Source organism: Nocardioides sp. Root122 (assembly GCF_001425025.1).
Taxonomy (GTDB): domain Bacteria; phylum Actinomycetota; class Actinomycetes; order Propionibacteriales; family Nocardioidaceae; genus Nocardioides.
Genome location: NZ_LMDE01000005.1, coordinates 45459 through 63802, shown reverse-complemented (window position 1 = coordinate 63802; position 18344 = coordinate 45459). Strand labels below are relative to the sequence as shown.

Genomic DNA, 18344 nt, shown 5'->3' with positions numbered 1-18344 from the left:
GCCGTCTGGCGCCTCGTGCATCGCCGAAGTTGGCGAAACCGGTTCGGCCTGCCGCTTCGTCCGCTCGGAACTAGGCTCAGTCAGAGCATTCGATCGGCACCTCAGCCCCGCGGCCGCGCCAGCCTGCAGCCCGGCGTCTCCAGCGAGAAGCGCCGGTCGGCACCGACGCAGGTGGTGAGCCACCAGGTCTGCTGCCCGTAGTTCATGTCCTTGCGCATCACGACCGTCCCGCGCCGGTCCTCCTCGCAGGCCGAGTCGATGCAGCGGCGGCCGCCGACGTAGCCGGTGTTGGCGATGCCCACCACCTCACCCGTCGCCCGGGACACGATCGGCGAGCCCGAGTAGCCGCCGCGGATGGCGCAGCCGTCGCGCGCGGGCAGCCGGATCGAGTCCCACCAGTCCCACGCCCGCTCGTGCAGGCGGTGGACGGTTCCGGTGGTGGTGCAGGCGCGCTGCTCGCCCCAGTAGCCGGACGGGATCCGGATCCGGTCCCCTCGCGACGGGCCCTCGACCGCGAGCTCGAGCGGGGTGACGCCGCCCGCGGCGAGCTCGGCGTACGTCTCGCGGAGCTCGTAGACGGCCAGGTCGGTGCGATACATCGACGCGTAGCGCAGGTGCACGCCGCGGACGGTCAAGGCGACGCCGCCGTCGGCCTCGAGCAGCTCGATCCGTCTCCACTGGCGCTGGTCGACGAGGACCTCGCGGGCGCCGAGGAACGGCGAGCGGACGCAGTGGCCGTTGGTGATCACGACCGCCGGGTCCGTGGGCCGCGCAGGCGCCCAGCGCACCACCGACCCGGAGCAGCCGGGCAGCCTCGCCGTCCCGGTGAAGCGGTCGTCGGCCGCGGATGCCGGTGCCGCGAGCGCCACGGACGACACGCCCGCGAGCAGCAGGGCGACGGCAGCGACGACGCGACGCAGTCCGGGGAGGGGCATGCCGGCATGGAACCACACCGGGCACCGAAGCCGGGTCTCCCTAGACTGGTGCCATGAGCTCCGAGTCGTCGGCCCCGTCGGTCACCGGGCGCGGCGGCACCGCGGCTGCGCGGCGACGCCTGCGCGAGGCCGAGATCATCTCCGCCACGCGCCGCCTCTTCGACGAGCGCGGCGTGCGCGACGCGCAGATCGAGGACATCGCCAAGGCCGTGGGCATCAACCGGGCGATCATCTACCGGCACTTCACCGGCAAGGAGGAGCTCTTCAGCCTGACCCTCGTCCAGTACCTCGACGAGCTGCGCGTGGCGCTCGAGGCCGCCGCCGGGACGACCGACGACCCGCGCCTGCAGCTCGAGCGCCTGGTCGAGGCCTTCGTCGAGTACGGCCTCGCCCACCCGGCGTTCGTGGACTGCGCGCAGGCCATCATGCGCCGGCCAGGTGGCGACCTCCTCGAGGAGGTCAGCGAGGGCGCGATGTACCGGCTCGGCCAGGCCATCGGCGGCTGCCTCTCGACGCTCACGCACACGATCGAGGCGGGCGTCGCGGGCGGCCACTTCCACGTCGACGACCCGGAGCTGCTGGCCAACATGCTCTACGCGAGCGGCCTGGGCACACTCCAGCTCGGCCGGGTGGCCATGCTGGTGGCGGAGGAGGCGCCGGGCGTGCCCCGGATCAGTCGCATCACCGCCGACCAGGTGCGCGACCACATGGTCGCCTCGGCGCTCGCCGTCGCGTACGGCGCGCCCCGCTGACCGTACGGCGCCGAGCGGGGCGACGGCTCAGCGCGACAGGTGCTTGGCGCGCGCGAAGCAGAACACGCCGTAGCACGCGATGCCGATCGCGATCGCGGTCAGGAGGACCGGCCCGAAGGGCTGTTCGAGCACGGTCTGCAGGGCCTGGTCGAGACCGCCGGACTTCTTCGCCTCGTGGGTGATCGCGGCGTAGCCGAAGAGGCCGCCGACGATGGCGATGGAGACGCCCTTCGCGATGTAGCCGACCTTGCCGAGCATGACGTAGGCCGAGCCGTCCTGCCCGGACTGGCCTTGCGCGTCGAGGTTCTCGCGGAACTTCTCGGTCCAGCCGCGCACGATGAGCGAGATGCCGTAGCCGATGATCGCGAGTGCGATCGCGCCGACGATCAGCTGGCCGCCCGACAGGTTCATGATCTTCGCCGTCGTCGAGTCGGTGCCGCCCTTGCCGCCCCCGTCACCGGTGGCGGTCTTGAACGCGCTGTAGGAGATCGCGCCGTAGATGACCGCCTTGCCGAGCGACGTCGCGCGCTTGCGCCACCGCTTCGTGTCGTCGGACTCCTCGGGGTAGCCGAAGGCGAACTCCAGCAACCGCCAGATGACCAGGAAGAGCATCCCGATCGCGATCACCCAGACCAGGAAGCCGCCGAGGGGCTGCTGCGCGAGGTAGTGCATGGCGCCGGAGTTGGAGGCCTGGTCCTCCTTGTCACCGAAGGCGAGCTGGAGGGCGAGCCACCCGACCAGCAGGTGCACCACGCCGTACGTCACGAGCCCGATCCGGATGGCGTAGTCCATCCACTGGCTCTGGTGGACGGACTCGGCGTTGCGTGCAGGGGCGTTCATGACGCCAACCTAGGACCTCACGACCACTTGGCGCGACCGGCCGTCACCCCTGGGAGGGGACGCGGTCCGGCCACCTCAGACGAGGCTCGCGCGGTCCTTCATGACGGCGCCGAGGATGCCGTTGACGAAGGCAGGCGAGTCGTCCGTCGAGAGGTCCTGCACGAGGTGCAGCGCCTCGCTGACGGCGACGGTGTCCGGGACGTCGTCGTCACCCCACAGCAGCTCGAAGACGCCGATGCGGAGCACGTTGCGGTCGACCGCCGGCATCCGACCCAGCGTCCAGCTCTTGCTGTAGGTCGTCAGCACCTCGTCGATGCGGTCGCGGTGCTCGACCACGCCCCGCACCAAGGCGGTGGTGTAGTCGTTCGTCGGGCCCACGCCGGCCTCGATGGCGCGATCGAGGGCGACGGCGGGGTCCTCCGAGCGGAGCTCGGAGGCGAACAGGATGTCCAGCGCGCGCTTGCGGGCCTTGGAGCGGGCAGCCACGCGGTGTCAGGCCTTGACGCGGCCGAGGTAGGACGAGTCGCGGGTGTCGACCTTGACCTTCTCGCCCGAGGTGATGAAGAGCGGCACGGCGATCGTGTGGCCGGTCTCGAGGGTGGCGGGCTTGGTGCCGCCGGTGGAGCGGTCGCCCTGCAGGCCCGGCTCCGTCTCGGCGATCAGCAGCTCGACGGAGGCCGGCAGCTCGATGAACAGCACGCGGCCCTCGTTGGTGGCGACGATCGCCTCCTGGTTCTCGAGCATGAAGTTCTTCGCGTCGCCGACGACCTCGGGCGAGACCTCGAGCTGCTCGTAGGTGCTGGTGTCCATGAAGACGTAGGACGAGCCGTCGTTGTAGAGGTACTGCATGGTCCGCTTGTCGACGTTGGCCGTCTCGACCTTCGTGCCGGCGTTGAAGGTCTTGTCGACGTTCTTGCCCGACTCCACGTTGCGGAGCTTGGTGCGCACGAAGGCCGGGCCCTTGCCGGGCTTGACGTGCTGGAACTCGACGACGGACCAGAGCTGACCCTCGATCTTGAGGACCATGCCGTTCTTCAGGTCATTGGTGCTTGCCATGGTGTGTCTGTCCGCCTTCGTCGAGTTGTCAAAGATCGTGGCTGTCGAGCTGGGTGCGCCCGGCGCCGACGGACAAGTCTAGTGGGCACCCGCGAGTGCCAGGAAATGCGCGGCCTGGCCCTCGGTGGTGCCCGGCGGGTTGCGCCGCCACGCCGTGTTGCCCGGCAGCAGCATCGCGAGCCAGAAGGTCGCCCACAGCGGGCGGTAGGCGGCCATCCGGTCCCGCGCCTCGGCGTCGAGGCCGGCAGCGTCGGCGAGCGCGCCGGCGTCGTACACCGCCGGGAGGCGGCTGCCGAGGTGCTCGACGTGGTCGGCCAGCTCGTACGCCGGGTCGCTGAGACCGCCGTCCTCGAAGTCGAGCAGCCGGACGACCCTCCCGTCCCACATCACGTTGGCCGGGTTGAGGTCGGCGATGCCGAGCGCGGTCTCGCACGGCTCGGGAAGCGGCGGGTCAGCGAGGAAGGTGCGGGCCGCCTCGAGCGCCTCGCGGACGAGCAAGGGGTCGCGGCACTCCCCCAGGTCGACGTCGTCGGCGAGCCAGTCCTGCATGACCTGCACGTGCTCGCGCGCGCCGTACCTCCGCGGCCCGATGCCGGCGTCCCGCACCGCCGCCACGGGTACGTCGTACAACCGGCGCAGTGCCGTCCCCAGCGCGGCGGTGCGACGGGCGTCGAGCGGCTGCGGGGCCAGCGACCGTCCGGGCAGGCGCTCCATCACGATCACCGGTGTCGCACCGTCCTCGCGCCGAAGAGGCCGAGGAGCGAGGCCGGGCGCGTGCTCGGCGAGGAGGGCCAGGCACGCCCACTCCCGCTCCGCCTGCGCCTCGTGGTCGGCGACGAACTCCTTGCGGACCTCCGTGTCGCCCAGCGTCACGGCGTGGGTGGACGTCTGCACCGCGCCAACCTAGCCGTGTGTAGCGTCGGGACCATGCGAGTCACCATCATCGGCGGACACGGCAAGATCGCGCTGCTCCTGGCGCCCATGCTCGTGGAGGCGGGGCACGAGGTCACCTCGGTCATCCGCAATCCCGACCACGCAGCGGACGTCGAGGCCACCGGTGCCCGCGCGCTCGTGGCCTCGGTCGAGGACGCCGACGAGGCGGCACTGGCCGAGCAGCTCGCCGGCCAGGACGCGGTCATCTGGTCGGCAGGCGCGGGCGGCGGCAGCCGCGAGCGGACGTACGCCGTCGACCGCGACGCCGCGATCCGCTCGATGGACGCGGCCGCGACCGCAGGCGCGAGCCGCTACGTGATGGTGTCGTTCTCCGGCTCCACGACCGACGCGCTCGTGCCCGAGGACAACCCGTTCCGGCCCTACCAGGACGCGAAGATCGCCGCCGATGAGCACCTCCGTGGGACCGGCCTCGACTGGACGATCCTGGCGCCCGGCACGCTCACCCTCGAGCCCGGCGGCAAGGCGGTCAACCCGGACGCCACCTTCGGCGATGGCGACACCACGTCGCGAGAGCTCGTGGCCCAGGTCGCGACCGCCGTGCTCGGCGACCCGCGCGCCCACGGCAAGACGCTCGTCTTCGGCGACGGCGAGGTCCCGATCGACACCTGGCTCGCCTCGCTCTGACCTCGCGGCTCGAGCGAGCTCGTGCGGACCGCACACGTCGCGGAGGACGAGTGCCTGGTCCATCGTGTGGACCTCAGTCGATCGCTTCAGCCAGCACCCGCCCGTCTGACCGCAGCGACGGAAATTGCATCAGGTCCGGATGGTCAGCCTGTCGTTTCGCCAGGGCCGACCGCCTGAGGCCATTCGTTGGAGTCACTCGGCGCCACGAACATCCACCATCCCGGCAGCGGATCCGGATACTCAGCGCGACGGGCAACTACGCTGCAGCTCGTTCGAGCGAAGGGAGCGACCATGAAGATGCCCTCGGCGCGTCGCGCCCTGTCGTGCGGCGGCTTGGTCGTCGTTCTTGGCGCGTCCTCTGGTTGCTCGGACGCATCCGACAGCTCCGGCGCAGCAGGCGGTCTGGCTGACAAACCACGTGAGACCGTCGAGTGCCTCGTGGTGGGGTCCGCCGCCGAGGATCTGGACTCCGCGTCCTCCCGCGAGCGAGACGACCCTTGCGCCGAGCTCTCCCAGGCGGCGATCGTCGAAGAGCGACCTTGCGATGAAGTTTGGCAACTCGGCGCTCAGTTCCCAGTGCCCTACTACGGATGCGCTGCCGACGACGGTCATCAGGTGTTTGATCTCGGCGTTGAGTGCGATGACCCGTACCTGGACGGCTTCTGGCTCTATGACGACATGATGGCGAGGCAGGGAGGCCCTGTCGTCCGAACGAAGGTCGGGCTTCACGACGACGGCAGTCCTGCCTGCTGAAAAGGTCCCGGGAGCCGGGGGTCGGAGGACCCCAGCCCGCCGGGTGCGGGTGGGCCTACATTGCTGGGAGAACCTGCAGGAAGTGAGTCCTCTCGTGACCTCGCCGACTCGGCGGCACCGGGCACCCGCGTGGGGTCGGCGCCTAATGGCGCTGGGTGTGCTGGTGGGCTTGTCCGGAGTCCTGCTGCGGTCCACGGCGGTCGAGCAACCCTCCGCGGCGGATCCGAGCTCCCGTGAGCCTGCCTGCGTGGCCATCGGCCCGCTGGACTCGGTGCAGGCGCTCAACCGCTTCGTGCGCTCGTCGCCCGGTACGGCTGACTTCCTTGGCGGTGACGTCGGTGTGGATGTCACCTTGCCCGATCGCGGCCGGCTGTGGTTCTTCGCCGACACGCTTCGGGTGGGCGCAGACGAACGACCGGACCTGGTGCGCAACTCGGCACTGCTGTTCCGGCCGGGCTGCGTACGAGTCCTCCACGGACCCGACAACTCGTCACTGATCCCCGAGCGGTCAGACGGCGTCGGCTACTGGCCCATGTCGGCCTTCTGGGCGGACAGGGACGGAGTGGGCCACTTGTACGTCCTCACACAGCGCGTGCATACGGTGTCGGACGGCCCTTTCGGCTTCGCGGTCCTGGGTCCGGCGATCGCACGCTTCTCGGTGTCTCCCTCGGGAGTGTCGCTCGAGGCAGTGCGCGAGCTCGGTGCGGACCGGCGCGATCCGCATCGTCCGGCCTGGGGCGCCGCAGCAGCGCTGACCCGGCGCTGGGCCTACCTCTATGGCACCTCCACACGGCCGCTGACCGGGATCCACGGGTTCGCCCTGCGCGTGGCACGCATGCGGGTGGAGGACGTGGAGGTCCAGTCCCGGTGGCGCTACTGGGATGGCACTACCTGGAACACAGATCCCGAGAGCGCGGCACCTCTCATCCCCGAGGTGGGCGGCGTCTCGCAGACCCTGAGCGTGTTCCGCTCTGGTGGGCGGTGGTGGGCCTTCAGCAAACGGGACGAGTTCCTGGGCACCGACCTGGTCCTCTGGTCGGGATCAAGCCCACGGGGCCCCTTCGCGAGTCCCGAGGTCGTGGGACGTCTCGCCTGCAACGAGCGTCGCGGCGAGCTGCGCTACATGCCGCTCGCGCATCCCGAGCTGCTTCCTCGCCGAGGCACCGTCGTGATCTCCTGGAGCCGCAACAACCAGGACCTGGCTGCCGTGTGTGGTGACCCAAGGCTCTATCCACCGCACTTCGCTCGCCTGGTGCTCCCCGATTGACCCCGGGTGGGCTCGAGACGGCGCGGATGATCTCGTTGGTGAACCACTGGCCGCGGGATCCCCCACGCTGCCGGATTCTGACGACGATGGTGTCCCCCGGTGTGCCGATGACGCCGCGCGGGACCGTTGCACTGCCGCGCTCCTCGGGCTGAACCGCGGCTCGGCTCGCGTCCCGGACGTCACGCCGGCGCTGGAGCTCGCCCCCGCCGGATCATCTGACGGGACCGGAAGCGATGGCCGTCCCACGAGAGACGGGCTCCTTCGAGGTGGTGGAAGGCGCTCCCCCACGATGCGTGGTCGTCATCCGGCATCGCAGCGACGAGCACCGGTTCGATCGAACCACCGGACGACACGACGAGGACAGCCGCGTCGTCGCCCACGCCACTGAGCATGCGGTGCCAGTGCGCCAGGTGCGCCTCGGCCATCTCGGCGAGGGCGGAGCTGCTGGCCAGCAGCTCGGCGTACGTGCGGAACGGCTCCGCCCACGCCCACTGGTCGTGGTGCGCGACCACCCGGTCGACGTACCCGGACGGCCATGCGATCCGCTCGTCGACGGCACACCCCAGAGCCACGGCGGTCTCGAGGTGACGAGGCTGGTCACCGACGGCCACGTGGGCGAAGGCCGGGAGCTCGTCACCGAGCGCGCGTGCCGACCGCACGCCCTCCGACGACAAGTGCGAACCGGAGTCCGTGGCCGGGCGGCCCTTGCGGGTCATCGAGTGCCTGACCACAACGAGGGACCTCACACCAGCGGAATCTACTCGACCGGGACGTGGCTGATCCGTCCATCACGGCCGCTCCCCCCAGTCAGACAACTCGGGTGATCTCGTTGGTGAACCAGTGGCCGCGGGACCCGCCGCGCTGCCGGCTGCTGACGACGATGCCGACGGCGAGGTCGAGCGCCATGTCGACACCGTCCGGCAGCTCGCCGGGTCGCGGACGCCAGTCGTCGCCGTGCTCCGAGACGCTGGGACACCTCCGACTGCACGAGCGGGCAGCACGAGCAGACGGGGTCGTATCCCGGGACGGCGTGGGCGACGAAGGCCACGGTGGGACGACCGAAGAGATGCTCCCTGCGGACGTCTGTGATCGTGACCCCGTCACCGAGCTCGTAGGGATCGAGCATCGCCGACCTCGTGGATGCGGTGTCCGTCGCCCAGGCGCGTGGCGTGCAGCTCACCGTGCCGGAGCGTCGCACGTACGTCGACGTGGTCCGACCGGTGGACGAGCTCGAGCTCGGACCAGCGCTCGGGCGCCGACCGAGCCAGCACGCGCACGTCCTCAGGAGTCACGATGCGAGGCTACGAGGTCGGCACCTCGGTTGCGAGGACGTTTCGGAGTCCCGGCCCACACCGGACGAGTGGCGCGCCGGACGACTACTGCACGGACTCGCCCGTGGCCTGGATGAGGCGTTCTGCCACGAGCCGGAGCTTGAGGTTCTGGTGGCTCGACAGACGCGTGAGGAACCCGAACGCCCGCGCCTCGTCGACGCCGTAGCGCTCCATCACGATGCCGACCGCCTGGCCGATGATCTGGCGGCTCGTCACCGCCTCCTGCAGCTGGTCGATCTGCCGTGCGTAGTCGAGGGCCACGGTTGCCTGGTGGACGAACAACTGGGAGAGGACGGAGAGGTCCTGGAAGGCCCCGACGGTGTCCGAGTAGAGGTTGAGGGCGCCGTTGGAGGTCTTGGCGTCGAAGAGCCGGATGCCCGCCTGGGCCCGGAAGCCCGCGCTGAGCGCCACCGGTGCGTAGCGGGGGAACCGCTCATCCGTGCGGAGGTCGGGAGAGGTGACGTGCACGCTGTCGACGGCGGCCTCGTAGCAGGGTCCCTCCTGGAACTCGTACTGCGCGGCATCGACCTCGCGCAGGACGCCGGCCGTCGGGGCAAAGGTCTCGAGCCGCCCGTCCGCGTGCTTGACCGTGATGCTGCTGGCCGTCACCTCGGGAAGGACCTCGACGGCTGCGGCGGTGATGTTGGTCAGCGTCGCGTCGAGGTCACCTGGCCGCAGCGCGGCCGCGAGTCGTTGGGAAGCCTCGAGCATCCGGGCGTCGTCGGTCATCCTGAGACCCTAGTCGACCCCGTCGGGGCGAGCTCGGCTGCCGCATCCGCCTCGGCGACCACCTCGCCCGTGAGCGTGTCGATGAGCTGGGTCCCCTCCGCCGCGCTCCGCAGGGCACGCAGCGCGATGGCCTTGCGGTCGTAGGACTCGGCCTCCCCCTCCGGGTCTACAGCGGACGTGAGCGCCCAGCGTCGCAGTGAGCGCGAACCACGAGGAGCTCGTCCGGGCTCGGGCTCGCGGTCGGCGTGCCCGACGTGGTCGGCGCCGAGCGCCTCGGTGAGCCGCGCGGCCAGCACCGGTCCGATGCCGGGGTGGCGCCGGAGGTCGTCCGCGGCGGCGATGGCGGCCAGGCTGCCGTACGCCGACAGGAGGCTGCGGGCCATCGTCGGGCTGATCCCGGGCACGACCGACAGCATCACCTCGGCCTGGGCGGACGGATGGCGAGGTGCGCGACGGGGGCCCTCGTTGCGGACCGTGGACGCGGTTCGTCGCGCACGCTTGGCGAGTCGTACGACCCAGGCGGCGCTGTCGTCGGCGTCGAGGCTGTGCAGCACGGTGAACCCGTCCTCGATGAGCCGGCAGACCGCGCCGCGCCACGCGTCTTCCGCGATGCGCGGCTCACCCTCGACCAGGAGCACGGCCAGCGGGAACGCCGCCTGCAGGCGTACGGCCTGGTCGAAGAGCCGACCGTCGCGGATCGAGGCGCCGAGGTCGGCGGCCCCCTTGCGCTCGACCGCCAGGTGGTGGCCGAGCACGTAGTCGCCGACGGGCAGGTCGGCGAGCTGCACCTCGAGGCCGGCGGCAGCGAGCGCCGCGGGGACCACGCTGTTGCGTTCGCGGTGGTCGACCAGCACCGGGCCCGTCTCGTGCACCCCTCGACGCTACCCATCCACCGGCTGCGGCATGCGCGCAGCCCTCAGCGAGGTGGCTGCTCGTCCTCGGCGGCGGCGTCGTCCTGCCGCGGGTCGTCGGGGCGGAGGACCGAGGTAGGCACGCGGCCGGCGCTGCCGGCTCCGACGGCCCCGTCGCGCACCATCATCGGTGGTGCCTCCTCGGCCTGACCGTGCTGATCGTGTGCAGCAGCGCGTCCCGCCGGGCGGCGCGCACCTCCCCCAGCTTGACCTCGCACGACCAGCAACGGTCGGTCGCGACGCAGCACGTGGCGTCCCTGACCTCGGCCTCGAGCTGGTCGGCGTGTGCGCTCCTGCCCACGACGCTTCTCATGACTTCCTCCCCCGCCGCAGCGCCTCGCTGCGTCGTTGGCCGAGTCTCCCCGCAGCGGGCGACGCGCCACATCGGCAGTACTACGCATGTCTGGACCACTGCGTGGACGACGTCAGCCGGTCAGCTGGGCGAGCAGCGCCGGCAGCTCCGCCGGGAGCTCGCGGGCGAGGAAGCCGACGGGACCGACCCGCTCGGCCAGCCGGTCACCACCGGCACCGTGGAGGAAGGCACCCCACACTGCTGCCTGGACCGGCGATGCGCCGCGCCCGAGCAGGCCGGTGACGATGCCTGCCTGCACGTCGCCCGACCCGGCCGTGCCGAGTCCCGCGTTGCCGGCCTCCACCCGCCACAGGTCGTCGCCGTGGGCCACGAACTTCGTCGGCCCTCCACACACCACCACGGCACGGGTACGCCGGGCCAGCAGCGTCGCGTGCCCCGCCAGGTCCTCCTCCACCTCGTCCTCGTCCAGCTCCAGGCAGCTGGCGAGCTCGGTGGGGTTCACGGTCAGCACGACGGTCGTGGCGAGGCGCGCCACCCGCTCCGGGTCGCCGGTGACGTACGCCGATGCCAACGCGTCGAGCACGACGGTGCCCTCCACGTCGGGCACCACCGCTGCCACGAGCTGACCGGCGGCCGCGACATCCATGAACCCGGGGCCGAGCAGCACGGCGGTGCTGCCCTGCGCGCACTCCGTGACGAGCGGCGCCTCAGTCGCGTCGAGGTTGCCGGACGCGTCCTCGGCGAGGCCGGTGACCATCAGCTCGGGTGCCGCCACGGCGAGCGGCGGGACGCAGGAGCGGGCGGTGAGCAGGCGCACCTTGCCGGCACCGACCCGCATGGCCGCCTCGGCGGCGAGCAGTCCGGCCCCGGGGGTGTCCCGGCTCCCGCCGACGACGACCAGTCGCCCGCGCTCCTCCTTGTCCGTGCCCGGCTCGGGCAGCGGCCAGTCCCGGAGCAGCTCGGCGTCGACGAGCGTTCCCTCAGGCATCGGGCTCCTCGCCGGCGTGGTCCGGCTCGTCGGTCGGCTCGGCCGGCCCCGTGGCCAGGTGGCCGTCGTCGGCGAACGCCCGCAGCACGAGCCCGTCGTCACGCCTCTCGTAGCGCGTGATCGAGGCGTTGGAGATCGCGACGGAGCGGTCGATGTCGAGCAGCTCCGCCTCGTCGAGCCCCTCGAGGGCGTAGCGGAAGGACATGATCACGGCCTGGTGGGTGAACAGCCACACCCGGCAGCCGTCGTAGCCCTCGCGCAGGTCGGCGAGCAGGCTGCGCACCCGCAGCACCACGTCGGCCCAGCTCTCGCCCGACGGCGGCTGGTAGTAGAACTTCCCGACGTGGGAGCGCCGCTGCGCCTCCTCGGGGTAGCGCGCCCGGATGCCCTTGCCGGTGAGGCCGTCGAAGAGGCCGAGGTCGCGCTCGCGCAGCCGCTCGTCGAGGAGCACGTCGGCGCCGAGCACCTCGAGCGCGGTGCGGGCCGTGTCGGCGGCACGGCGGTAGGGCGAGCTCACCACGAGGTCGGGGCGCTCCGCCTCGTCCAGCCCGCTGACCCACTTGCCCAGCGTGCGCGCCTGCTCCTCGCCGTTGGGCGACAGCTCCACGTCGGCGTCGCGCGCGGACAGCTCGAGACGTTCGGCGTCCGCGTCCCTGGCCTCCGAGTCAGCGAGGTTGCCGACGCTCTCGCCGTGTCGCACCAGCACCAGCTCGACCGGACCTCGCCTGCCCTGCAGCACACCCGTCAGCCCCACGTGGTCCTCCTCGCTCGTCCGTCGCGGATCGTCACGCCAGTCGTTACCCCGACGTGGGCGCGCCGATGCATCGGCCGCCTGACGGATCAGCGGAGGGTCACCAGGCCCGTCACCAGGCAGGTCGTCGCGGCCGCACCTTGCTGATCGTGTGCATCACGGCCTCGCGGCGCACCGCCCGGACCTCCTCGAGCTTGACCCGGCAGCCGTGGCAGCGGTTGCACGACGTGCAGCACGTCGCGTCGCGCACCTCGGACTCCAGCTGGTCTGCGTGGGCGCTCCTGCTGAGCACGCTCATGGCTCCCCCTCACCTGGCCGACGCAGGTGCCGGCCTCGGGTCGAGTCTCGCGTGGCCCGGTCGCGGGCACATCCGCAGTTCTGCGGATGTTCGTGCACAGCCGAGCTGACTAGAGGTCGACCTCGCCGAGGATGCGGGTGACGGCGTCGCCGTGGATCCAGACCTCGTCGCCCTCGGCGGCCACCCGCACCCGGCCCTCGCGCCCGATCACGCTGCCCTGGCGCGAGGTGTACGTCGGCGGCAGGGCACCGGCGCCGATGAGCCACTGGGCCAGGCCCGCGTTGGCCGAGCCCGTCACCGGGTCCTCGCCGAAGTCGCGCCCGTCGGCGTAGAAGGCACGGACCTCGACCTCCGCGCCGAGCTCGGCGGCATGCACCGGGCCCCACCGCCCCAGCACGGTGACCTTCAGGTCGGCGAAGGCGGCGATGTCCGGCACGACGTCGACGACGGCCTCCGCGCTGCCGAGATCGACCCCCACCCAGCCGGGTCCGTTGTCGATCCAGGCCATGTCCTGCACAGCGCCCTCGTCCACGCCCAGCGCGGCCAGCACGCGGGCCCGCAGCTCGGGCTCGACGGGCCCGGACCGTCGCAGCGGCGGGGCGGCGAAGCCCAGGCCGGGCGAGCGGCGTACGTCGACCAGGCCGGCACCGCACTCCTGCACGACGACGTCGCCACGCGGCACGCCGCCCGCCTCGAGCCAGGCGTGCGCACTGCCGATGGTGGGATGCCCGGCGAAGGGCAGCTCACCACCCGTCGTCCAGATCCGCACGCGGTAGTCGGCGCGCTCGTCGGTGGGCGCGCAGAGGAACGTGGTCTCCGAGAGGTTCGTCCAGCGGGCGAACCGCGCCATGACGTCGTCACTGAGGCCGTCGGCGTCGTGCACGACCGCCAGCGGGTTGCCGAGCCACGGGGTGGCGCTGAAGACGTCGACCTGGCGGAAGGGCAGCACCCGGTGATCCAAGCACAGCCACGGGTCCTGCCACTCCACCCGCGAGGGAGTGGCAGGAGGTCAGTTGACCACCGTGGCAGTGCCGTCGCGGCGCACGAACAGCACGCACTCCCCGCTCAGGCCGGCACCGTTGGTGTGGCTGACCAGCGCCACCCCCGGCCCGCGGCCGGGGCGCGACCACTGCAGCGTCGTCGACGGCGTCGGGGGGGACCACATGCCCGACGACGGCTTCATCGCGATGTTGAAGGTGTGGACCACGGTGTAGGACTCCACGCCCGACTGGGCGTCGCCGATGCGCAGGCTGGTCAGACGCTTGACCCACGGGCGGAACGAGCACGTGGCCGGAGTCGTGTCCGGATCGGTGAAGGTCACCAGTGCGCCGGTGTCGTCGTCGGACGACGTGCCGTCGCCGACCATGAGCTGGAGGAGGTACTCACCCGGCTGCGTGCAGCTGAGGGTGGGCGAGAGGCCCTGCGCGGTCAGCGGCGCCCACGACCACGGGCCGCTGAAGGTGCAGCTCGACACGTCACCGCCGCTCACGACGGTCATCAGCCAACGGATCTCGAGCGCGTCCCCGTCGGGGTCGCTCACGCTGCCGGACAGCTGGGCGTCGCTGCCGGCGACCGCGGTGACGTCGGGGCCCGACTCGGCGACCGGCGGTGCCGCCGACGCCTCTCCGGCCACCAGCAGCGACGCGGCCAGGAACGTGACCAGGGTTGGTACGGCTCGCCGGTGCGAGCGGATCCTCGTGGTGGACATGGGACGACCTCCGAGCCGGGCACCGCCGTGGTGCCCCTTCGGTAAGGGAGCGCGCCAAGCAGCCGGTGATACACCCCTGGGGGGTGATCAGGCGGTCGCGCCCGCCACGACGTCGAGTGCCTGGCGGTAGCCGTCGATCCCCTCGCCGGCGATCGTCGCCTTCGCGTGCGGCTCGACGACCGAGGTGTGCCGGAACTCCTCCGGCCGCTGCTTGGGGTCGGAGATGTGCACCTCGACGAGCGGTGCGGTGAGCTGGGCACAGGCGTCGTAGAGCGCGAGCGAGTAGTGGGTCCACGCCCCCGCGTTGAGGACCACCGCCGCGCCGTCGTCCGCCGCGGTGTTGAGCCAGTCGAGCAGCTCGCCCTCGTGGTTGGTCTGACGGACCTCGACGTCGAGGCCGAGCTCTCGGCCCCACTCCACGCACTGGTGCGCGAGCTCGGCATGCGTCGTGGTCCCGTAGATCTCCGGCTGCCGGCGGCCGAGCCGACCGAGGTTGGGTCCGTTCAGCACGAGCACGCGGGTCATGACGGCAGCGTAGTCAGCCGCGCGGAGCGGACCAGCGGAGTGTCCGGCAGTGGTGGCCTGCCCCAGCTCGCCGGTGGTTGCCACGTGGTCCAGTCCTCGTCCAGCGGCCAGTCGCGGCCTTCGACGAGCTCCGCGCGAGCCCAGTCGGCCAGCGCCCTGATCTCGATGGCCTGCTCGGGCGTGATGCGCCCGACCGCCACGGCCGCCCCGAGCTCGTCGGCGTCCTTGAGCCACAGCACACCCGACGGCTCCAGCCACAGGTCGAGGATGAGGTCGCGCGTGTTGGTCTCGTCGCCGTGCCTGCGGTGCGGCAGCTCGAGATTGACGTAGTGCCCGGCGAGCGAGCCGTCCTCCTCCCGGAACACCCACACCGACCACGGCCGATCCGTCGGCGCGATGCGCAGGATCCCGCCGCCACGCCATCGACCCACGGTCGGCACCCTCGCGCCCAGGAAGCGCTCTGCCAGCGGCCGGTCGCGCAGCGCGACGCCGTCGTTCGGCGCCGAGGACAGCAGCTCGGTGTCGGGCGCCAGCCAGGCGACGAGCCCCCGGTGGTCGTCGCGCACCACCCGCATCGGGTCGCACCTCGTGCCGTAGCGCCACTGGACGACTGCTCCTCCGGGAAGGAACGGACCGACGCCGGCCTGCACCCACGGCCTCTCGGTCTCGGCGAGGCGCAGTGTCGACAACACGCCGAGGTCGACGCCACGCGGTGAGGGCGCACCTGCGAGGCGCTGCATCGTGCCGCCGGAGTCGGAGATGCGCGTCTCGGGTTCGCTCACCCGGCGGAGGCTATCGCGGCGTAGGCCGCGCGCAGGTCGTCCTCGCTCGGACCGGCCAGGATGCGAGGCGTCGCGAGGTCGTCGAGGACGACGAAGCGCAGCTGGGAGCCGCGGGCCTTCTTGTCGACCTTCATCGCGGCGTGCAGGTCCTCGAAGGAGGCGGCGGCGTACGTCGTCGGCAGTCCTACGCGCGACAGCGCGGTGCGGTGGCGCTCGACGAGTGCCGGAGCCAGGGAGCCGGCGCGCGCGGCCAGCTCGGCGACGTAGACGCAGCCGATCGCCACGGCCTCGCCGTGGCGGACGGAGTAGTCGCTGATGCGCTCGATCGCGTGGGCCAGGGTGTGGCCGTAGTTGAGCGCCTCGCGGCCCGGGTGCCCGTCGGCGCCGCCGGTCTCCTTGAGGTCGTCCACCACGACGTCGATCTTGACCTGCACGGCCCGCTCGACGAGCTCGCGCAGCTCGGCGGAGTCGGGCGTGAGGTCGGCGGGGTCGGTGGACTCGACGATCTCGAGGATCCGAGGGTCGGCGATGAAGCCGCACTTGACGACCTCACCCAGGCCCGAGACCAGCTCCTCGCGGGGCAGCGAGTCCAGGAGCGCGAGGTCGCACAGCACCCCGGCGGGCTCGTGGAAGGCACCGACGAGGTTCTTGCCGGCGCCGGTGTTGATGCCGGTCTTGCCACCGACCGCCGCGTCGACCATCGCCAGGAGGGTGGTCGGCACGTGGACGACGCGTACGCCGCGCAGCCAGGCCGCGGCGACGAAGCCGCCGAGGTCGGTGGTCGCTCCCCCGCCGATGGTGACGACGGCGTCGGAGCGGGTGAAGCCGGCCTCGCCGAGGGCCTCCCAGCAGTCGGCGGCCACCGGGGCGGTCTTCGCGCGCTCGCCGTCGGGGAGCCCGAGGGCGAGCACGTCGTAGTGCTCGACGAGGGCGTCGACGACGGGGTCGGCCAGCGCGCCGAGCGTGCCGGCGTAGAGCACCGCGACGCGCTCGACTCCCTCGCCGAGCAGTCCGGGGAGGCGTCCGGACAGGTCGCGGCCGACCACCACGTCGTAGGGAGCCGCGCCGCCGACGTGCAGGACCGTGTCCGCCACCGTCGCCGTCTGGTGCGCCGCCTGCTGGTCTTCGCGGGTCTGCCGCTCCCTCATCGGAGCAGCTCCTGGATCTCCGCGGCGACCTCGTCGGGAGCGCGGCCGTCGGTGTCCACGACGTGGGTGGCGACCGACTCGTAGACCGGCGTCCGCTCGTCGAGCAGCGCCTTGATCCGCGACCGCACGTTGCCGAGCAGGAGCGGCCGGCCGACTCCGAGGCCGACGCGCTTGACCGCGTCGGAGAGCCCGACGCGGAGGAAGACCACGGTGGCGTCCCTCAGCAGGTCGCGGGTCTCGGGTCGCAGCACCGCGCCACCCCCGAGAGCGAGCACGCCGTCGTGCTCCGACAGCGCGGTCGCCACGGCGTGGGCCTCGAGCTCACGGAAGTGGTCCTCGCCCGACTCCACGAAGATGTCGGAGATCTCGCGACCGCTGGAGGCCTCGATGTCGGCGTCGGTGTCGCGCACCGGCAGGCCCCAGGCACTGCCGAGGAGGCCCGCGACCGTCGTCTTGCCCGCCCCCATCGGGCCGACCAGCACCACGCGAGGCGGCATCAGCGGTACCGCAGGGTGTCGAGGTAGGACTCGGCGTTGCGCCGGGTCTCGGTCACGGAGTCACCGCCGAACTTCTCCACGACTGCGTCGGCGAGGACGAGCGCGACCATCGCCTCGGCGACGATGCCGGCGGCCGGCACGGCGCACACGTCGGAGCGCTGGTGGTGGGCCACGGCGGCCTCGCCGGTCGCGACATCGACGGTGCGCAGGGCCTTGGGGACCGTGGCGATCGGCTTCATGGCGGCGCGCACGCGGAGCACCTCACCGGTGGACATGCCGCCCTCGGTGCCGCCGGAACGGCCGGACGTGCGGCGCAGTCCCTCGTCGGTGGGCACGATCTCGTCGTGCGCCTGCGAGCCCGGGGTGTCGGCGAGCTCGAAGCCGTCGCCGACCTCGACGCCCTTGATGGCCTGGATCCCCATCAGGGCGCCGGCGAGCCGGGCGTCGAGGCGCCGGTCCCAGTGCACGTGGGAACCGAGGCCCGGCGGCAGGCCGTGCACGACCACCTCGACGATGCCGCCGAGGGTGTCTCCGTCCTTGTGGGCCTGGTCGATGCGGGCGACCATCGCCGCGCTGGTGTCGGGGTCGAGGCAGCGCACCTCGTCGGCGTCGAGCCGTGCGACGTCATCGGGCTCCGGCACGAGACCGGCCGGGGCCTTCACGCCGCCGAGCGAGACCACGTGCGACACGATGCGCGCGCCGACGGCCTGCTCGAGGAAGTTGGAGGCCACCCGCCCGAGCGCCACCCGGGCCGCGGTCTCGCGGGCGGACGCGCGCTCGAGGATGGGGCGCGCCTCGTCGAAGGCGTACTTCTGCATGCCCACCAGGTCGGCGTGGCCGGGGCGGGGTCGCGTCAGGGCGGCGTTGCGGGCCAGCGCGTCGAGCTCGACCGGGTCGACCGGGTCGGCCGACATGACCTTCTCCCACTTGGGCCACTCGGTGTTGGCGACCTCGATGGCCACCGGGCCGCCCTGGGTCTCGCCGTGGCGCACGCCCCCGAGGACGCGCACCTGGTCCTGCTCGAACTTCATCCGTGCGCCGCGGCCGTAGCCGAGGCGGCGCCTTGCCAGCGAGTCGGTGATGTCGTCGGTCGTGACGCGGACATGGGCGGGCAGCCCCTCGAGGATCGCCACCAGCGAGGGACCGTGGGACTCGCCTGCAGTGAGCCATCGGAGCATGGGG

General features: G+C 72.1%; 24 protein-coding genes. 4 read left to right on the top strand and 20 right to left on the bottom strand.

Translation table 11 applies throughout. From position 1 onward, the window contains the following. Positions 1 to 101: 101 nt before the first annotated feature. Entirely contained in the window at positions 102 to 935 is an 834-nt protein-coding gene (locus ASC64_RS06650) for a S1 family peptidase (RefSeq protein WP_156385063.1), read from the bottom strand. Positions 936 to 988: 53 nt separating this feature from the next. Between ASC64_RS06650 and ASC64_RS06645 the strand changes: the two genes are divergently transcribed. Next, entirely contained in the window at positions 989 to 1687 is a 699-nt protein-coding gene (locus ASC64_RS06645) for a TetR/AcrR family transcriptional regulator (RefSeq protein WP_056906760.1), read from the top strand. A gap of 27 nt (positions 1688 to 1714) precedes the next feature. Here the strand turns inward: ASC64_RS06645 and ASC64_RS06640 are convergent, their stop codons facing one another. The 4 genes from ASC64_RS06640 to ASC64_RS06625 form a co-directional block, all read right to left on the bottom strand. Further along, complete coding sequence (locus ASC64_RS06640) at positions 1715 to 2527, bottom strand: DUF1206 domain-containing protein (protein WP_056906759.1); 813 nt, start codon at positions 2525 to 2527, stop codon at positions 1715 to 1717. 75 nt (positions 2528 to 2602) lie between these two features. Continuing rightward, entirely contained in the window at positions 2603 to 3013 is a 411-nt protein-coding gene (nusB, locus tag ASC64_RS06635; RefSeq protein ID WP_056906758.1) for a transcription antitermination factor NusB, read from the bottom strand. A 6-nt stretch (positions 3014 to 3019) separates the two neighbouring features. After that, positions 3020 to 3583 carry an elongation factor P gene (gene efp / locus ASC64_RS06630; protein WP_056906757.1) on the bottom strand — a complete coding sequence of 188 codons (564 nt, stop codon included), beginning with the start codon at positions 3581 to 3583 and terminating at the stop codon, positions 3020 to 3022. Between the two features lie 78 nt (positions 3584 to 3661). Then, positions 3662 to 4477 carry a phosphotransferase family protein gene (locus ASC64_RS06625; RefSeq protein WP_056906756.1) on the bottom strand — a complete coding sequence of 272 codons (816 nt, stop codon included), beginning with the start codon at positions 4475 to 4477 and terminating at the stop codon, positions 3662 to 3664. A 33-nt stretch (positions 4478 to 4510) separates the two neighbouring features. Between ASC64_RS06625 and ASC64_RS06620 the strand changes: the two genes are divergently transcribed. From ASC64_RS06620 to ASC64_RS06610, 3 genes are all read left to right on the top strand, one after another. Continuing rightward, positions 4511 to 5161, top strand: a complete 651-nt coding sequence (locus tag ASC64_RS06620; RefSeq protein ID WP_056906755.1) for an SDR family oxidoreductase — start codon at positions 4511 to 4513, stop codon at positions 5159 to 5161. Between the two features lie 291 nt (positions 5162 to 5452). Further along, positions 5453 to 5914, top strand: a complete 462-nt coding sequence (locus ASC64_RS06615) for a hypothetical protein (RefSeq protein WP_156385062.1) — start codon at positions 5453 to 5455, stop codon at positions 5912 to 5914. Positions 5915 to 6161: 247 nt separating this feature from the next. Next, complete coding sequence (locus ASC64_RS06610; RefSeq protein ID WP_162245773.1) at positions 6162 to 7181, top strand: DUF4185 domain-containing protein; 1020 nt, start codon at positions 6162 to 6164, stop codon at positions 7179 to 7181. A gap of 179 nt (positions 7182 to 7360) precedes the next feature. Here ASC64_RS06610 and ASC64_RS06605 read toward each other — a convergent pair whose 3' ends face one another. From ASC64_RS06605 to aroC, 15 genes are all read right to left on the bottom strand, one after another. Beyond that, entirely contained in the window at positions 7361 to 7927 is a 567-nt protein-coding gene (locus tag ASC64_RS06605) for a histidine phosphatase family protein (RefSeq protein ID WP_235563560.1), read from the bottom strand. 354 nt (positions 7928 to 8281) lie between these two features. Further along, entirely contained in the window at positions 8282 to 8473 is a 192-nt protein-coding gene (locus ASC64_RS21955) for a hypothetical protein (RefSeq protein WP_156385061.1), read from the bottom strand. 84 nt (positions 8474 to 8557) lie between these two features. Continuing rightward, positions 8558 to 9241: a GAF and ANTAR domain-containing protein gene (locus ASC64_RS06600; protein WP_056906752.1), complete on the bottom strand. Its 684-nt coding sequence runs from the start codon at positions 9239 to 9241 to the stop codon at positions 8558 to 8560. After that, a complete protein-coding gene (locus tag ASC64_RS06595) occupies positions 9238 to 10113 on the bottom strand; it encodes an ERCC4 domain-containing protein (protein ID WP_056906751.1) in 876 nt (291 codons plus the stop codon). Before ASC64_RS06595 ends, ASC64_RS06600 begins: the two co-directional genes overlap by 4 nt. A 44-nt stretch (positions 10114 to 10157) precedes the next feature. Further along, on the bottom strand, positions 10158 to 10280 hold the full coding sequence (locus ASC64_RS22975) for a hypothetical protein (RefSeq protein ID WP_268788228.1): 123 nt from the start codon (positions 10278 to 10280) through the stop codon (positions 10158 to 10160). A gap of 297 nt (positions 10281 to 10577) precedes the next feature. Beyond that, positions 10578 to 11453, bottom strand: a complete 876-nt coding sequence (locus ASC64_RS06585) for an NAD(P)H-hydrate dehydratase (protein ID WP_056906749.1) — start codon at positions 11451 to 11453, stop codon at positions 10578 to 10580. Further along, the gene (locus ASC64_RS06580; protein WP_156385060.1) at positions 11446 to 12207 is read right to left on the bottom strand and encodes a histidine phosphatase family protein; all 762 of its coding nucleotides are present in this window, start codon (positions 12205 to 12207) and stop codon (positions 11446 to 11448) included. Before ASC64_RS06580 ends, ASC64_RS06585 begins: the two co-directional genes overlap by 8 nt. A 109-nt stretch (positions 12208 to 12316) precedes the next feature. Then, positions 12317 to 12502: a hypothetical protein gene (locus tag ASC64_RS06575; RefSeq protein WP_056906748.1), complete on the bottom strand. Its 186-nt coding sequence runs from the start codon at positions 12500 to 12502 to the stop codon at positions 12317 to 12319. 109 nt (positions 12503 to 12611) lie between these two features. Then, positions 12612 to 13451: a PhzF family phenazine biosynthesis protein gene (locus ASC64_RS06570; protein ID WP_082550257.1), complete on the bottom strand. Its 840-nt coding sequence runs from the start codon at positions 13449 to 13451 to the stop codon at positions 12612 to 12614. Between the two features lie 60 nt (positions 13452 to 13511). Next, positions 13512 to 14210, bottom strand: a complete 699-nt coding sequence (locus ASC64_RS06565; protein ID WP_056906746.1) for a hypothetical protein — start codon at positions 14208 to 14210, stop codon at positions 13512 to 13514. Between the two features lie 87 nt (positions 14211 to 14297). Beyond that, positions 14298 to 14735, bottom strand: a complete 438-nt coding sequence (locus ASC64_RS06560; RefSeq protein WP_056906745.1) for a type II 3-dehydroquinate dehydratase — start codon at positions 14733 to 14735, stop codon at positions 14298 to 14300. After that, positions 14732 to 15517, bottom strand: coding sequence for a DUF402 domain-containing protein (locus tag ASC64_RS06555; RefSeq protein ID WP_056906744.1), 786 nt, complete (start codon positions 15515 to 15517; stop codon positions 14732 to 14734). The genes ASC64_RS06560 and ASC64_RS06555 overlap by 4 nt, the downstream gene beginning before the upstream one ends. Then, positions 15514 to 16665 carry a 3-dehydroquinate synthase gene (gene aroB / locus ASC64_RS06550; protein ID WP_082550256.1) on the bottom strand — a complete coding sequence of 384 codons (1152 nt, stop codon included), beginning with the start codon at positions 16663 to 16665 and terminating at the stop codon, positions 15514 to 15516. Before aroB ends, ASC64_RS06555 begins: the two co-directional genes overlap by 4 nt. Then, positions 16662 to 17162 (bottom strand): shikimate kinase, encoded by a 501-nt coding sequence (locus ASC64_RS06545; protein WP_056906743.1) that lies wholly within the window; start codon positions 17160 to 17162, stop codon positions 16662 to 16664. The genes aroB and ASC64_RS06545 overlap by 4 nt, the downstream gene beginning before the upstream one ends. Beyond that, positions 17162 to 18340 carry a chorismate synthase gene (aroC, locus tag ASC64_RS06540; protein ID WP_056906742.1) on the bottom strand — a complete coding sequence of 393 codons (1179 nt, stop codon included), beginning with the start codon at positions 18338 to 18340 and terminating at the stop codon, positions 17162 to 17164. Before aroC ends, ASC64_RS06545 begins: the two co-directional genes overlap by 1 nt. Positions 18341 to 18344 lie beyond the last annotated feature (4 nt).

Excerpts from the sequence above, each read along its gene's own strand:
- ASC64_RS06650 (WP_156385063.1), bottom strand. The coding sequence starts at position 935 with ATGCCCCTCCCCGGACTGCGTCGCGTCGTCGCTGCCGTCGCCCTGCTG.
- ASC64_RS06645 (WP_056906760.1), top strand. The coding sequence starts at position 989 with ATGAGCTCCGAGTCGTCGGCCCCGTCGGTCACCGGGCGCGGCGGCACC.
- ASC64_RS06640 (WP_056906759.1), bottom strand. The coding sequence starts at position 2,527 with ATGAACGCCCCTGCACGCAACGCCGAGTCCGTCCACCAGAGCCAGTGG.
- efp (WP_056906757.1), bottom strand. The coding sequence starts at position 3,583 with ATGGCAAGCACCAATGACCTGAAGAACGGCATGGTCCTCAAGATCGAG.
- ASC64_RS06620 (WP_056906755.1), top strand. The coding sequence starts at position 4,511 with ATGCGAGTCACCATCATCGGCGGACACGGCAAGATCGCGCTGCTCCTG.
- ASC64_RS06615 (WP_156385062.1), top strand. The coding sequence starts at position 5,453 with ATGAAGATGCCCTCGGCGCGTCGCGCCCTGTCGTGCGGCGGCTTGGTC.
- ASC64_RS06600 (WP_056906752.1), bottom strand. The coding sequence starts at position 9,241 with ATGACCGACGACGCCCGGATGCTCGAGGCTTCCCAACGACTCGCGGCC.
- ASC64_RS22975 (WP_268788228.1), bottom strand. The coding sequence starts at position 10,280 with ATGATGGTGCGCGACGGGGCCGTCGGAGCCGGCAGCGCCGGCCGCGTG.
- ASC64_RS06585 (WP_056906749.1), bottom strand. The coding sequence starts at position 11,453 with ATGCCTGAGGGAACGCTCGTCGACGCCGAGCTGCTCCGGGACTGGCCG.
- ASC64_RS06575 (WP_056906748.1), bottom strand. The coding sequence starts at position 12,502 with ATGAGCGTGCTCAGCAGGAGCGCCCACGCAGACCAGCTGGAGTCCGAG.
- ASC64_RS06565 (WP_056906746.1), bottom strand. The coding sequence starts at position 14,210 with ATGTCCACCACGAGGATCCGCTCGCACCGGCGAGCCGTACCAACCCTG.
- ASC64_RS06560 (WP_056906745.1), bottom strand. The coding sequence starts at position 14,735 with ATGACCCGCGTGCTCGTGCTGAACGGACCCAACCTCGGTCGGCTCGGC.
- aroB (WP_082550256.1), bottom strand. The coding sequence starts at position 16,665 with ATGAGGGAGCGGCAGACCCGCGAAGACCAGCAGGCGGCGCACCAGACG.
- ASC64_RS06545 (WP_056906743.1), bottom strand. The coding sequence starts at position 17,162 with ATGCCGCCTCGCGTGGTGCTGGTCGGCCCGATGGGGGCGGGCAAGACG.
- aroC (WP_056906742.1), bottom strand. The coding sequence starts at position 18,340 with ATGCTCCGATGGCTCACTGCAGGCGAGTCCCACGGTCCCTCGCTGGTG.